This window comes from Hydrogenophaga sp., assembly GCF_030373225.1.
GTDB lineage: Bacteria > Pseudomonadota > Gammaproteobacteria > Burkholderiales > Burkholderiaceae_C > Hydrogenophaga.
The window spans coordinates 237,689-251,823 of sequence record NZ_JAUCZG010000001.1; the positions used below are offsets into that span (position 1 = coordinate 237,689).

The window sequence follows — 14,135 nt, forward strand, 5'->3', positions numbered from 1 at the left end:
GAACGCTGTATGCAACGGTTTTTGACCGCCGGCTTGCGCCGGCTCGCATCGCCTGCCTTCCTGGCCGCTGCCTTGTTCGCCATGGGTGCCGGCGTGGCCCATGCACAGGCACCGGCATCCGCACCCGCGCAGGACGACCCGGCCCCGCCGGCGGTGAGTGCACCTGCGGCCACCCAGCAGGGTGGCATTCGCAGTGCCAACATCTTCGAGATCGCCCCCGACGCGTCCACCGACCCGAAATACAGCGAGCAGACCAACGCCGAACGCGGTCGTGTCCAGCCGGGCAACAACGCGCCGATGTGGCGCGATGTGGCCAAGGGCGTCACCGGCTACTCCAGCCTGCCGGACCCCGAAGCCGGCAACATGATCCAGGGCTTCGTGCAGTACCCCGGCTCCACCGTCACCAATGCGGGTGAGGCATGGCGCCAGGTGCGCAACAACTGGATCATTCCGTACGGTGGTTCGCTGCTGCTGATCGCCGTCCTGGCCGTGGCCCTGTTCTACATGGCCAAAGGCACGATCGAGCTGCACGGCTCGGAAACCGGCCGAAAGATCGAGCGCTTCACGTATGTCGAGCGCGCGGCCCACTGGGTGAATGCGATTGCCTTCGTGACATTGGCGATCTCGGGCATCGTGATGGCATTTGGCAAGTTTTTCCTGCTGCCCGTGATCGGCTCCACCCTGTTCGGTTGGCTCGCCTACGCGCTGAAGAACGTGCACAACTTCGTCGGCCCGGCGTTTGTGGTGTCCCTCGTGATCGTGTTTCTGGTTTTTGTGCGCGACAACCTGCCCAGCAAGGAAGACATCACCTGGTTGCTCAAGGGTGGTGGCCTGTTCGGCGGCCAGGAAGTGCCCTCGCACCGCTTCAACGCCGGAGAGAAGGTGTTGTTCTGGGTGGGTGTGTTCCTGCTGGGTGCGATCGTGGCGGGTTCGGGCGTTTTCCTGGACAAGATCGTCCCCGCGGTCGAATACACGCGAGCCAACATGCAGGTGGCCCACATGCTGCACGCCAGCGCCGGGGTGTTGATGATGGCGATGTTCATCGGACACATCTACATGGGCACCCTGGGCATGCGCGGCGCCTACGGCGCCATGAAGACCGGCTATGTGGACGAGACCTGGGCCAAGGAGCACCACGAGCTTTGGTACGACGACATCAAGGCCGGCAAGATTCCCGCGCAGCGCACGGCCGCCACGCCTGCCGCCGCCGACACGCCACGCACGGCCTGAGCACCGTCCCATTTTTCTGATTCAAGGAATCCCCATGAAACGCAGCCTGCTGTGCCTCTCCATGCTGTTGGCCACGTCCGTTTTCGCCAAGCTGCCTGCCCCGGTGCTGACTGACGAGGCCAAGGCCAAGGCGGAAGAAACAAAAGCCCGGACCGCATGGACGGCCAAGGTGACAAACTACAAGCTCTGTCTGTCGATGGACCGCGCGGCGAGCAACTACTTCAAGACCGCCGCCACCACCGGCAAGGCGGTCAAACCCGCAGCGGCGCTGCCGGCTTGTGCGGATCCTGGTCCGTTCAACTACGTGGCAGCCACTGCCGCTCCAGCCGTCAAGTGATCGGCCGCACGGCAGTCCAGCTCCGGTCTGCCTGCGCATGAAAGGGCCGCGCCTTCGGGTGACGGCCCTTTGACTTTGCCGCCATTGAATCTGTTGTAGTCTGTCGCCATGCCATTGCCCCACCTCACCCAGGCCCGTGCGCCCCTGACCCGCGAAGTCGAGGTCATGAACCAGCACGGCGAGCGCGAGTCGATCTTCATCCCGGCCGAGCGCGACCTCACGGTGTATGTGGACAAGCGCGAGCTGGTGACGCTGATGACGCTGGGAGCGCACCCCGAATGGCTGGTGCTGGGTTACCTGCTCAACCAGCGCCTGATCTCATCGAGCGACGAGATCGAGTCCATCACCGTGGACTGGGACGTGGGCGCTGCCTCGGTGAAGACGCGCCATGGCATCGACCACATCGAAGAACGCACCTCCAGGCGCGTGGTCACCACCGGCTGCGGGCAGGGCAGCGTGTTCGGCAACCTCATGGACGAGATCGACAGCATCCAACTGCCGGCCAGCATGGTGCTGCGCCAGTCGCAGCTGTACGCCATCGTCAATGCGATCCGGTTGAAGGAAAGCACCTACAAGTCGGCCGGGTCGGTGCATGCGTGTGCGCTGTTCCTGGGTGAAGACTTGCAGTTGTTTGTGGAAGACGTTGGCCGCCACAACGCCGTCGACACCATTGCCGGATGGATGGCCTTGACCCCCACGCTCCCCGCTGCGCGAGGTTCGCTGCCCCCCGAGGGGGCTGATCCGGCTTGGGGCGGCCCTGCGCCGGATCGCCGCGCCTCGGTCGATGGCAACAAGGTTTTCTACACCACCGGGCGCCTGACCAGCGAAATGGTCATCAAGTCTGCGCAAATGGGCGTGGCGGTGGTCGTCTCGCGCAGCGGCATCACGCAGATGGGTCTGGACGTGGCGCAACGCGTGGGCCTGTGCGCCATCGGCCGGGCCACCAACAAGCATTTCCTGTGCTACACGCACCCCGAGCGCCTGGTGCTCGATGCCGTGCCGCCGCCGGCACCGGTGGTGCGGGAGCGCGCGGCCACGCCGTCCTGACCGTCCTCATACGGCGTGTGCCCGGGGGTTCGGGCATAAACTCGGTTCACTTTTTTGTCGGAAATTCCCCATGAGCCGAGACGTCCACCTCATTGAACACCCGCTGGTGCAGCACAAGCTCACCCTGATGCGCCGCAAGGACACCAGCACCAAGAGCTTTCGCGAACTCGTGCACGAACTCAGCGCCCTGCTGGCCTACGAGATCACGCGCGACATGCCCATGCAGACCATCGAGATCGAGACCCCACTCGAGAAAATGAGCTCGCGGGTCATCGATGGCAAGAAGGTCGTTCTGGCCTCCATCCTGCGCGCGGGCAATGGTTTTCTCGACGGCATGCTGCAGGTCATTCCCGGCGCTCGCGTGGGCCACATCGGCCTGTACCGCGACCCGGCCACGCTGCAGGCGGTGGAGTACTACTTCAAGATGCCGCAGGACATGCAGGAACGCGACGTGATCGTGCTCGATCCCATGCTGGCCACCGGCAACTCGGCCGTGGCCGCGGTGGACCGGCTGAAGAAGACCGGCCCGCGATCGATCCGCTTCGTGTGTCTGGTGACCTGCCCGGAAGGCATCAAGACCTTTCACGACGCGCACCCCGACGTGCCGATCTACACGCCCGCGGTGGACCGAGGCCTGAACGAGCACGGCTACATCGTTCCCGGCCTGGGCGACGCTGGCGACCGGATCTTCGGCACGAAATAGGAGGCACCCCCGCGCCGCGCTTTCAGCGCATCACCCCCTCGAGGGGGCAACACCTGCGGCCGGGCGGAGCCCGTTCCGCGGTGTGCCGGGGTGGGGATCTTCGCGCCGGTTCGGTGTGTGGCTTTTGGTGATGCGATAAGGTCCCGGCTATGAGTACGTCTATCACTTCCCTGCCCATCCGTTTCTGGACCCTGGGCTGGTCGTCCCTCTTGCGCGACTGGCGGGCTGGCGAATTGCGTCTGCTGATGCTGGCGGTGACGCTCGCGGTGGCGGCCCTGTCGGCTGTGGGATTCTTTGCCGACCGCCTGCAAGGGGGCCTGGCGCGCGATGCGCGTGCGCTCATCGGCGGCGACGTGGTGATCAGCAGCGACAACGCGCCGCCGCCTGCATTCGAACAGCAGGCGCGCGAGCTGGGCCTCACCGTGGTGCAGACGCTGAGTTTTCCCACCATGGGCCGTGCGCGCGACGAGGAAGGCGGCGCTGCCCGGCTGGTGGCCATGAAGTCGGTGGGTGAGGGCTACCCCTTGCGCGGCAGCCTGCGCGTGGCCGACGCGCCCACCGCCCCCGATGCCCCCACACGCGACATCCCCGCGCCCGGCACGGCCTGGGTCGATGCCGCGCTGCTCGTGAGCCTGAACCTGCAGATGGGCCAACCGCTGCTGCTGGGAGACGCCTCGCTGACCATTGCGCGCGTGATCGTGGTGGAGCCCGACCGGGGCGCCGGCTTCATGAGCTTTGCGCCGCGCGTGATGATCAACAACGCGGATCTGCCCGCCACCGGACTGGTCCAACCGGCGAGCCGCCTGAACTACCGGCTGGCCGTGGTCGGCGACGAGGCGCGTGTGGCCCGCTACAACCAGTGGGCGCAGGCCGAGGTGGCCAAGCCGGGCGTGCGCGGCATCCGGCTGGAGTCGCTCGAAGGCGGGCAGCCCGCCATGCAGGAAACGCTGGAGCGCGCCGAAAAGTTCCTCAACCTCGTGGCCTTGCTGGCCGCGCTGCTGTGCGCCGTGGCGGTGGCGATTGCCGCGCGCGGTTTCGCCCAGCGCCACCTCGATGACTGCGCCATGTTGCGCGTGCTCGGCCTGTCGCAGGGCACCATGGCGCGCGCCTACACGTTCGAATTTGCGCTGGTGGGGCTGTTCGCCAGTGCGCTGGGCGTGGCCATCGGCTACGCGGTGCACCATGTGTTCGTGGTGCTGCTCGCCGGCCTGGTCGAAGCCAGCCTGCCACCGCCCGGCATCACGCCGGTGTTGCTGGGTCTGGGCATGGGTCTCACGCTGATGATGGCGTTCGGACTGCCTCCGGTGCTGCAGTTGGCCAAGGTGCCGCCGTTGCGCGTGATTCGCCGTGACGTGGGCCAGCTCAAGCCCGCCACCCTGGCGGTGCTGGCACTCGGCATGGCCGGTTTTGCAGCGCTGTTGCTGGCCGCCAGCCGCGACCTGTTGCTGGGTGCGATTGCGGTGGGTGGTTTTGCGGCGGCGGTGCTGTTGTTTGCCGTCACCAGCTACGCCGCAGTGCGCTTGCTGCGCGCCAGCGTGAACGAAGCCACTGCTCCACGCGCACTCGTCATGGCCACACGGCAGCTCTCGGCCCGCCCGGCCTACGCGGTGGTGCAGATCAGCGCGCTGTCGGTCGGCCTGCTGGCGCTGGTGCTGCTGGTGCTGCTGCGCACCGATCTCATCGCCAGCTGGCGCGACGCCACGCCGCCCGATGCGCCGAACCGCTTCGTCATCAACGTGCAGCCCGAGCAGGGTGCCGAGTTCCAGCAGGCGCTGCGCACCGCGGGTGTGGAGCGCTTCGACTGGTACCCCATGATCCGCGGCCGCCTGGTCAGCATCAATGGCACGGCCGTGAAGCCCGAGGACTACCCCGACGACCGCGCTTCGCGCCTGGTGGATCGGGAGTTCAACCTCTCCAACACCGCCACCTTGCCGGAGAACAACCCGGTGGTGGCCGGCCGCTGGACCGACAACGAGGCCGACGCGCTGAGTGTCGAAGAAGGCCTGGCCGAGACACTGGGCCTGAAGCTGGGTGACCGGCTGGGCTTCGACATCGGCGGCCAGCTGACCGAAGGCCGCATCACCAGCCTGCGAAAGGTGGACTGGGCCTCCATGCGGGTCAACTTCTTTGTGGTGTTTCCGCTGGCCGACGTGCCCGACGTGCCGGTGAGCTTCATCAGCGCCTTTCGTGCACCCGACGGCGCGAGTGCCGCCGGGGCCAGCTTCGACAACGCACTGGTGCGGCAGTTTCCCAACATCACCAACGTCGACATGAGCCAGACCATCGCCCAGGTGCAGCGCGTGCTCGGTCAGGTCATCAGCGCGGTGGAGTTCCTGTTCGCCTTCACGCTCGCCGCCGGCCTGGTGGTGCTGCTGGCCGCCATCACCGCCACACGCGGTGAGCGCGAGCGCGAGTTCGCGATCCTGCGCGCCGTGGGCGCCGGCTCCGGTCTGCTGCGCCAGGTGCAACGCATCGAGTTGCTGGGCGTGGGCCTGCTGGCCGGCTTCCTGGCTTCTGCGGTGGCGGTGGCGGTGGGCTGGGCGCTGGCGCGCTACGTGTTCCAGTTCTCCTGGACCGCCTCGCCCTGGGTGCCGCTGGGCGGCGCGCTGGCCGGCGCCGTGTTGGCACTGGTGGCGGGCTGGTGGGGGCTGCGCAGCGTGCTGCGCACGCCGGTGGTGGAGACCTTGCGCAAGGCCACGGCATGACAACGCCCATCCAGGAACCCGCGCCGTTTGGCACGCCCTTCGAATGGATCGGCGGCGAGGACAAGGTGCGTGCGCTGGTCGACCGCTTCTACGACCTCATGGACATCGAGCCGGGCTACCAAGAGCTGCGCGCCGCGCACGGCAGCACGCTGGAAGACGCACGGCAAAAGCTGTTCTGGTTTCTGTGCGGCTGGCTCGGCGGCCCGCAGCACTACACCGAGAAGTTCGGTCACCCGCGGCTTCGCATGCGGCACATGCCGTTTGCCATCGGCGTGCAGGAGCGCGACCAGTGGCTGGCCTGCATGGACCAGGCGATGGGCGAGACAGGGGTGGACGCGGTGTTGCGCGAGCGGCTGAAAACCAGCTTTTTCCAGACCGCCGACTGGATGCGCAACCAATCCGGGTCGCCCGGATGAGCGAGCCCGTCACCGATGTGGCCCGGACCGCACGCCGCGGCGCATTGGGCATCGTGGTGTTCTGGCTGGCGCTCATGGGTGTGCTGTACCTGGGGTTTGACCACTTCGGGCAAGGCCGCGCAGCCGGCAACCAGGCCTACGCCACCGCGCAAGGCGAACTGGTGATTCCTCGCGCGCGCGACGGTCACTTTCGTGTGCCGGGACAGGTCAACGGAGAGGCCGTGACCTTTCTGGTGGACACCGGCGCCAGCACCGTCACGGTGAGCGAGGACTTTGCGCGCCGCGCCCGTCTGGAGGGCGGCCAGAGCGTGACCTTTCAGACCGCCAACGGGCCGCTGCAAGGCCGGGTGCTGCGTCAGGTGCCGGTGCAGGCCGGTCATCTGGGCCTGAACGGCACCACGGTGGCGGTGGGTCTGGTGGGGCTTGACGCGGACAAGGCCTTGCTCGGTCAGAGTTTCCTCTCGCGCTTCGACATCCAGATCCTGCAGGGCGAGATGCGGCTCAGCCCCCGGTGAGGGTGCGGGCCCCGCCCGATTTCAGCAGCACCACCAGCGCCCCGGCGCCACCCTCGGCGGGGCGCGCCTGCACGAAGGCCAGGACCTCGCTCTTCTGCACCAGCCAGCGCAACACGCGGTTCTTGAGCACCGGTGTGCGCCCGGGAGAGCCCAGGCCTTTGCCGTGCACCACGCGCACGCAGCGCAGGCCCTGCTGGTGGGCTTCGCGGATGAAGCGGCCCAGGGCCTCCCGGGCTTCGTCGGTGCGCAGGCCGTGCAGGTCGATCTGGCGCTGGATGCTCCAGCTGCCCTCGCGCAACTTGCGCATCACGTCCGGCCCCAGGCCCGGGCAACGGTAGCTGAGCATGTCGTCCGTGTGCAGCAGGGTCTCGATGTCGAAATCGTCGGACAGCGCCTCGCGCATCACCGAGGCCTCGTCCAGCTGGCGCTGCACCGGCAGCGGCTCCACCGGCGTCGGTCGCGGCTCGATGCGCCCCGGGTCCACGATGGCCTGCACCGGCCCCACGGCCAGCGCGAACAGGCGGCGCTCGCGCTCGCGCCGCAGCTCGGCCTGGCGCGCGACCTCGCGTTGCAGGGCCTCGGCCGCCGCCCGCTCGGCCATCGCGCGCTTGAGCGCTTTCAGGTCGGCCAGCGTGTTCACTTTCATGGCGCGATTGTGACGGAGGCCTACCGTCGCACCCCGGTGAACGGCGAGCAACCCTGCAGCGTCACACCAGCCCCAGTTCGGCCATGGAGGCGGCCTGGTCGCGCGTGACGATGAAATGGTCGAGCACGCGCACGTCCACCAGCGCCAGGGCCGATTTGAGGGTGGTGGTCAGCGCTTCGTCGGCGCGCGAGGGCAGGGCGCTGCCGCTGGGGTGGTTGTGCGCCAGCACCACGGCGGCAGCATGGTGGTGCAGGGCCCGCAGCACCACCTCGCGCGGGTACACGCTGGTCTGGGTCAGGGTGCCGCGAAACAGCTCTTCGAGCGCCAACAGCCGGTTCTGGGAGTCGAGGAACAGCACGGCAAACACCTCGTGCTGGCGGCCACCGAGCTGCAACTGCAGGTAGTCGCGCACCACCTGGGGGTTGTGCATCAGGGTTCGCTCCTGAAGCCGCTGTGTCAGGGCACGGCGGGCGAGTTCGAGCACGGCCAGCAGCTCGGCGCGTTTGGCCGGGCCCAGGCCCCTGACCGGCTTGAGTGAATCGGCACCGGTGTGCAGCAGGCCCGCCATGCCGCCAAACTGCTCCAGCAGCTCCTGGGCCAGTTGCACCACGTGCTTGCCACGGATGCCGGTGCGCAGCAGCAGCGCCAGCAGCTCCACATCGCTGAGCGCACCGGGCCCGCGCGCCAGCAGCTTCTCGCGCGGTCGCGCGTCGGTCGGCAGGCTTTTGAGCCCGACAGCAAGAAGGCCATCCATCGTGTTTCTCCCTGGTTCGGCCCGCATTTTTACAATACCGGTTTCTCCTTCGTCACGGCGCACCGGTTTCCAGCCGTTTGCGCCACACTCCAGCCCATGTCCTCCCTTCCCCCCACGCCCCGAGTCGAAGAAGGCTCCTTTCTCACCCTGCACTACCGCATGTCCGGTCCGCAGGGCCAGGTGATCATCGACACCTTCGCCGGCAAGCCGGCCACGCTGAGCCTGGGCACAGGTGAACTCTCACCCGCCATCGAACAGCGCCTCATCGGTCTGCAAGAGGGCGCCGAGGCGGTCATCGAACTGGCTGCCGGCGAGGCGTTTGGCGAGCGCCAGGCCGACATGGTGCAGTGGGTGGCGCGCAAGCTGCTCAGCGAACTGGGCGACCCGCACGAGAAGTACGCCGCCGGTGACGTGGTGCAGTTCCCCACACCCGATGGCCTGGGCACTTACGCGGGTGCGGCCTTGCAGGTGCGCGAAGACGGTGCCGTGCTGTTCGATTTCAACCATCCGCTGGCGGGCCAGCCGGTGCGGTTCGAAGTTCAATTGATCGGGGTGCTGTGATGCCGATGTCCCAGGAAATCGTTCTTGCAGAGCCGCGCGGCTTTTGCGCCGGCGTGGACCGTGCCATCGAGATCGTCGAGCGAGCGCTCACCAAGTTTGGCCGACCGATCTATGTGCGGCACGAGATCGTGCACAACACCTACGTGGTCAACGACCTCAAGGCCAAGGGCGCGATCTTCATCGAGGAGCTCTCCGACGTGCCCGCGGGTGCCACGCTGGTGTTTTCCGCCCATGGCGTGAGCAAGGCGATCCAGGATGAAGCCCGGCTGCGCGGCTTCCACATCTTCGATGCCACCTGCCCGCTGGTGACCAAGGTGCACGTGGAGGTGGCCAAGCTGCATCGCGAAGGCTTCGAGTTCATCATGATCGGCCACAAGGGTCACCCGGAGGTGGAGGGCACCATGGGCCAGCTGGAAAGCGGCATCCACCTGGTGGAAGACGTGGCCGACGTGGCCCATGTGTCGCCCGCGCAGACGGCCAAGCTGGCCGTGGTCACGCAGACCACGTTGTCGGTGGACGATGCGGCCGAGATCCTCGGCGCCGTGAAGGCGCGCTTTCCGCAAGTGCGTGAACCCAAACAGCAGGACATCTGCTACGCCACGCAGAACCGGCAGGACGCCGTCAAGCTGCTGAGCCCGCAGGTCGACATCGTGATCGTGGTGGGCAGCCCCACCAGCTCCAACAGCAATCGCCTGCGCGAAGTGGCCATCAAGCTCGGCACGGTGAGCCACATGGTCGACAGTGCAGACGAGTTGCAGGCCGAGTGGTTCGAAGGCAAGCGACGCGTGGGACTGACCGCCGGTGCCTCTGCCCCCGAGATCCTGGTTCGCCAGGTGATCGAGCGCATCAAGGCGCTGGGCGCCATCTCGGTGCGGACCATGGACGGCCTGACCGAAACCATCAAGTTCCCGCTGCCCAAGGGACTGAAGATGGACGACGAAGATGCCGCACCGCTGCAGCACCTGCGCTGAGCCGCCAGGGCGCCTGCGCCCAAACCTACAATCGCCGCATGCTAGACATCGTTCAACTGAGAAAAGACCTCCCCGGGGTCGTGGCGCGGCTTGAAACCCGCAAGAGTCCCCAGCCGTTCCTGGACGTGGCCGCCTACCAGGCGCTGGAGACCGAGCGCAAGACACTGCAGACCCGAACCGAAGACCTGCAGAGCCAGCGCAACACGCTGAGCAAACAGATCGGTCAGCTCAAGGCCCGGGGCGAAAGCGCCGACACCGTGATGGCGCAGGTGGGTGCGATCAAGACCGAGCTGGAAACGTCGGCCGCCCGGCTGGAGGTGCTTCAGACCGAGTTGCACAGCCTGCTGCAGGCCGTGCCCAACCTGCCGCACGACAGCGTGCCGGTGGGCAGCGACGAACACGGCAACGTGGAGCTGCGCCGCTGGGGCACCCCGCGCGTGTTCGACTTTCCTGTGCGTGACCATGTGGACGTGGGCGAACCGCTCGGCCTCGATTTCGCCACCGGCACCAAGTTGGCCGGCTCGCGCTTCACCTTCATGCGCGGCCCGCTGGCCCGCCTGCACCGCGCACTCGCCCAGTTCATGCTCGACGTGCAGACCCAGGAGCACGGCTACACCGAGTGCTACACGCCCTACATCGTCAACGCCGACACCCTGCGCGGCACGGGGCAACTGCCCAAGTTTGAAGCCGACCTGTTCGCCGTGAAGAAAGGCGGTCAGGAAGGCGAGGCGGTGCCCGACACGCAACTGCTCTACCTGATTCCCACCAGTGAAGTGACCCTGACCAACGTGGTGCGCGACACCGTGCTGGCAGAGTCCGAACTGCCGATCAGGCTGACCGCGCACACGCCGTGCTTCCGCTCGGAAGCGGGCAGCGCCGGTCGCGACACCCGCGGCATGATCCGCCAGCACCAGTTCGACAAGGTCGAGATGGTGCAGATCGTGCATCCGGACAAGAGCTACGAAGCACTCGAGGCCATGACCGGTCATGCCGAGGCCGTGCTGCAGAAGCTGGGTCTGCCCTACCGCGTGCTCGCGCTGTGCACCGGCGACATGGGCTTTGGCGCCACCCGCACCCACGACCTGGAAGTGTGGGTGCCCGCGCAAGGCACCTACCGCGAGATCAGCTCGGTCTCCAATTGCGAAGCCTTCCAGGCGCGCCGCCTGCAGGCCCGCTTCAAGAACGCCCAGGGCAAGAACGAACTCGTGCACACACTCAACGGCTCGGGCCTGGCCGTGGGCCGGGCGCTGGTGGCGGTGCTGGAGAACTTCCAGAACGCCGATGGCAGCGTGACCGTGCCCGAGGTGTTGCGGCCCTACATGGGTGGACTGGAACGGCTGACCCCGGCCTGAACCCAAGCGGTTTCACCCACAAAAAAGCCACCGCGTCGGGTGGCTTTTTCATGTCTGGCGGAGAGGGTGGGATTCGAACCCACGGTACCTTGCGGTACGCCTGATTTCGAGTCGGGGCCAGTATATATTTCGCCGTGTTGATTGAAGTCGATACAATCAATACAAATCAACAGCTTACGAGCTAAATACTGGACGGGAAAACAGTCCGAGTGTTGATTGAAATTCCCCAAAATTCGGGGTTTTTGGCTACACAGTGGCTACACGGGTTGCCGGTGTAGCCACTTGACCGGAGCAATCAACATGGCCCGACCGAAGAAGACCGACCTGCCGGACACGACCCAGGCCATTGAATTGACCGCTGGCGCAATCGAGCGACTGACCTGCCGCACCGACACCAAGGCGCAAGCCTTTTTGCGAGACACCAAAGCCCCAGGGCTGCGCGTGCGGGTGACGAACACGGGTGCGAAGTCATACGTTTTCGAGGCCAAGCTGAACCGGCAAACCATCCGCCGCACCATCGGGGACGTTCGCGCCTGGAGCCTTGAACAGGCCCGCACCGAGGCCCGCCGCCTGGCCGTGGTGCTGGACGGTGGGCAAGACCCCCGCGAAATCGAGCGCCAGCAACAGGCCGACAAGAGCGCAGAGCGAGCCGCTGCCGCCGCCCATGCTGTAACCGTTGGGGAGGCCTGGACCGTCTACCTTGAAGCGCGTCGCGAGTTTTGGGGCGACCGCCATCACAGCGAACACCTTTTGCTGGTGAAGCCTGGAGGCGTGGAGTCCAAACGCGCCGCTGGTGGCAAGACCGCGCCTGGGATACTGCACCCGCTAACCGCGCTGCCCCTGCGCGACCTGACCGCACCCGTCATTGAGGCATGGGCCGCACGCGAGACCAAAACCCGACCATCCGCAGCCCGACTGGCCTGGCGATGCTTGAAGGCCTTTCTAAGCTGGTGCGCTGAACAGTCGGAATATGCGCCCGCCCTGTCCGGTTTGAACCCGGCAAAGACAAAGAAGGCCCGCGAGGTGTTGGGCAAGCCTGGAGTGAAGCAGGACGCGCTTTTGAAGGAACAACTGCCCGCATGGTTCGGTGCTGTGCGCCAGCTACAAAACCCGGTGATAGCCGCCTACCTGCAAACCCTTTTGCTGACTGGCGCAAGGGCTGGTGAGGTGCTGGGGCTGCGCTGGGAGGATGTGAACACCAAGTGGCGAGGCTTGACCATCCGGGACAAAGTGGAGGGAACCCGAGTCATTCCGCTGACGCCCTATGTCTCGCAGCTTTTGCACGGGCTACCCCGCCGTAATGAGTTTGTTTTCTCAAGCACCACGGCTGCCGGTGGAACCTTGGTCATACCGCGAAACCCCCATAACGACGCCTGCGAGGTGGCGGGTATTGACGACCTGACCATTCACGGGCTGCGTCGTTCGTTCAAGAGCCTGACCGAGTGGCTGGAAATACCCGCTGGGGTGGTGGCGCAAGTCATGGGCCACAAGCCGAGCGCGACTGCCGAAAAGCATTACACGGTACGCCCGCTGGACCTGCTGCGCCTGCATCACGAAAAAATCGAAACATGGATTCTTGAGCAGGCCGGGGTGCCGTTCGACCCCAAGGCCGAACCCGGCAAGCTGGCGCTGGTGGCTGCCGCCTAAACAGTTTTGCCCAAGCTAGGCCGGGCCGCAATCCGACCAAAAAGCCAGACCTTCCCGGTTGGCCTGCCGGGGCGCTTAAGTGGAGGTCCTGCGCGCCACAACTTGACCGGGATGTGACGGCTATTGAGAACGAAAAAGTTGAATTTTTTTGATTCAGCTCACTCGTCACTGACTTTTCTGCCTAATATGCGTCCGCGTTGACCTTGATTCCCAAGTAAGCAGCGCGAAGCCGCCGGATATGCGCAGGAGTGCGTTGAAGAGGGTTTGAGTGTGGTGCGCGCATGTCGCCCGTAGGTGGTCCTTGACTGCCGAAGCTCAAGTTCTCGTGGCATCTCAATCTTGGAGATGCAATGACACTCACTACATCACGACCTGACAGATCTGATGGCCCTCGCGCCAAAGCTTCCAAAGAGTTCCAGCCCCTGGAACAAGTCACCCGCCCGACGGTCCCGACCGACCAAGCAGCCTACTACCTGAACCGCCGCCCGCAGACATTGCGCTGCTGGGCGATGAATTCAGGAACTGGCCCTGTTTCCTGCATTCGCATCGCGGGCCGTCTTGCCTGGCCGGTGTCCGAACTGCGCCGCGTGCTGGGGGTGGCGTAATGATCGCCCGCATCAAACGCATTGCACTGGCGCTATGGTGCGCAGCCCCTTCCCGCTGGCTTCGCAAGGGGTGGGCGCAGATGAAAACGCCCGCAGCAATCAAAGCCACGACGAGCGTCCCACACACACGCTGGTTTACCGGCACTGACAACCCGCTTCACCTGCCCACCATCGACACGGCGCGGCGCTTTCTGGAACAAATCGGGGAACGGCTGTGATCGCCTCATCTGACCAAACAGAACAATTCCGGGCAGCAATCCTCGCTGCTGGACTGACACCGCCAGACGAGATTCAAGACGGTGGCGAGCTGCACAGATTCAGCACCGGCAACCGGCGCGGCGATAAATCTGGCTGGTACGTGATGCATACAGACGGCATTGCTGCGGGCACCTTCGGGTGCTGGCGCGCGGGGCTGCATTCGACGTGGTGCTCCAAGGCCGACAGCGCCATGACCGCAGCCGAGCGCGACGCTCACCGCCAGCGCATCAAGGACATGCGGGCGCAGCGCGAAGCGGCTGAGTCGGCACGCCAGCAGGACGAAGCCGACAAGGCCAGTGATCGGTGGCATTCGGCTTCCACCCCGTGCCGCCACCTCCCCCCGCGTCAGAATAGTTGTCGCCCCGATAGAACCAAGAACCTGGGGGCG

At 65.9% G+C, this 14,135-nt stretch carries 14 protein-coding genes and 1 pseudogene; 13 read left to right on the forward strand and 2 right to left on the reverse strand.

All coding sequences use genetic code 11. The features are described 5' to 3' along the window. Positions 1-9: 9 nt before the first annotated feature. From QUV35_RS01180 to QUV35_RS01210, 7 genes are all read left to right on the forward strand, one after another. Positions 10-1,230, forward strand: a complete 1,221-nt coding sequence (locus tag QUV35_RS01180; RefSeq protein WP_300870288.1) for a formate dehydrogenase subunit gamma — start codon at positions 10-12, stop codon at positions 1,228-1,230. Between the two features lie 34 nt (positions 1,231-1,264). Beyond that, positions 1,265-1,567, forward strand: a complete 303-nt coding sequence (locus QUV35_RS01185) for a hypothetical protein (RefSeq protein ID WP_300870289.1) — start codon at positions 1,265-1,267, stop codon at positions 1,565-1,567. A gap of 108 nt (positions 1,568-1,675) precedes the next feature. Next, positions 1,676-2,614: a formate dehydrogenase accessory sulfurtransferase FdhD gene (locus QUV35_RS01190; protein WP_300870290.1), complete on the forward strand. Its 939-nt coding sequence runs from the start codon at positions 1,676-1,678 to the stop codon at positions 2,612-2,614. 70 nt (positions 2,615-2,684) lie between these two features. Further along, positions 2,685-3,317, forward strand: a complete 633-nt coding sequence (gene upp / locus QUV35_RS01195; RefSeq protein WP_300870291.1) for a uracil phosphoribosyltransferase — start codon at positions 2,685-2,687, stop codon at positions 3,315-3,317. Positions 3,318-3,466: 149 nt separating this feature from the next. Continuing rightward, positions 3,467-6,022 (forward strand): FtsX-like permease family protein, encoded by a 2,556-nt coding sequence (locus QUV35_RS01200; RefSeq protein WP_300870293.1) that lies wholly within the window; start codon positions 3,467-3,469, stop codon positions 6,020-6,022. Next, complete coding sequence (locus QUV35_RS01205; RefSeq protein WP_300870294.1) at positions 6,019-6,438, forward strand: group II truncated hemoglobin; 420 nt, start codon at positions 6,019-6,021, stop codon at positions 6,436-6,438. The genes QUV35_RS01200 and QUV35_RS01205 overlap by 4 nt, the downstream gene beginning before the upstream one ends. Further along, positions 6,435-6,953, forward strand: a complete 519-nt coding sequence (locus QUV35_RS01210) for a TIGR02281 family clan AA aspartic protease (RefSeq protein WP_300870295.1) — start codon at positions 6,435-6,437, stop codon at positions 6,951-6,953. The genes QUV35_RS01205 and QUV35_RS01210 overlap by 4 nt, the downstream gene beginning before the upstream one ends. Here the strand turns inward: QUV35_RS01210 and QUV35_RS01215 are convergent. Both QUV35_RS01215 and radC read right to left on the reverse strand, forming a co-directional pair. Beyond that, positions 6,940-7,599: a Smr/MutS family protein gene (locus QUV35_RS01215; protein WP_300870296.1), complete on the reverse strand. Its 660-nt coding sequence runs from the start codon at positions 7,597-7,599 to the stop codon at positions 6,940-6,942. The two genes, QUV35_RS01210 and QUV35_RS01215, sit on opposite strands and share 14 nt — an antisense overlap. A gap of 61 nt (positions 7,600-7,660) precedes the next feature. Beyond that, on the reverse strand, positions 7,661-8,353 hold the full coding sequence (gene radC / locus QUV35_RS01220) for a DNA repair protein RadC (RefSeq protein ID WP_300870297.1): 693 nt from the start codon (positions 8,351-8,353) through the stop codon (positions 7,661-7,663). Positions 8,354-8,449: 96 nt separating this feature from the next. Between radC and QUV35_RS01225 the strand changes: the two genes are divergently transcribed. The 6 genes and pseudogenes from QUV35_RS01225 to QUV35_RS01255 form a co-directional block, all read left to right on the forward strand. Next, positions 8,450-8,914, forward strand: coding sequence for an FKBP-type peptidyl-prolyl cis-trans isomerase (locus QUV35_RS01225; RefSeq protein ID WP_300870298.1), 465 nt, complete (start codon positions 8,450-8,452; stop codon positions 8,912-8,914). Further along, the gene (ispH, locus tag QUV35_RS01230) at positions 8,914-9,885 is read left to right on the forward strand and encodes a 4-hydroxy-3-methylbut-2-enyl diphosphate reductase (RefSeq protein WP_300870299.1); all 972 of its coding nucleotides are present in this window, start codon (positions 8,914-8,916) and stop codon (positions 9,883-9,885) included. The genes QUV35_RS01225 and ispH overlap by 1 nt, the downstream gene beginning before the upstream one ends. A gap of 38 nt (positions 9,886-9,923) precedes the next feature. After that, complete coding sequence (serS, locus tag QUV35_RS01235; protein ID WP_300870300.1) at positions 9,924-11,237, forward strand: serine--tRNA ligase; 1,314 nt, start codon at positions 9,924-9,926, stop codon at positions 11,235-11,237. Positions 11,238-11,537: 300 nt separating this feature from the next. Next, positions 11,538-12,884, forward strand: coding sequence for an integrase family protein (locus tag QUV35_RS01240; RefSeq protein WP_300870301.1), 1,347 nt, complete (start codon positions 11,538-11,540; stop codon positions 12,882-12,884). Between the two features lie 604 nt (positions 12,885-13,488). After that, positions 13,489-13,707, forward strand: coding sequence for a hypothetical protein (locus QUV35_RS01250; RefSeq protein WP_300870304.1), 219 nt, complete (start codon positions 13,489-13,491; stop codon positions 13,705-13,707). Beyond that, positions 13,704-14,135, forward strand: a pseudogene (locus tag QUV35_RS01255) (DNA primase); the annotation flags it as partial. The gene QUV35_RS01250 and the pseudogene QUV35_RS01255, both read left to right, overlap by 4 nt.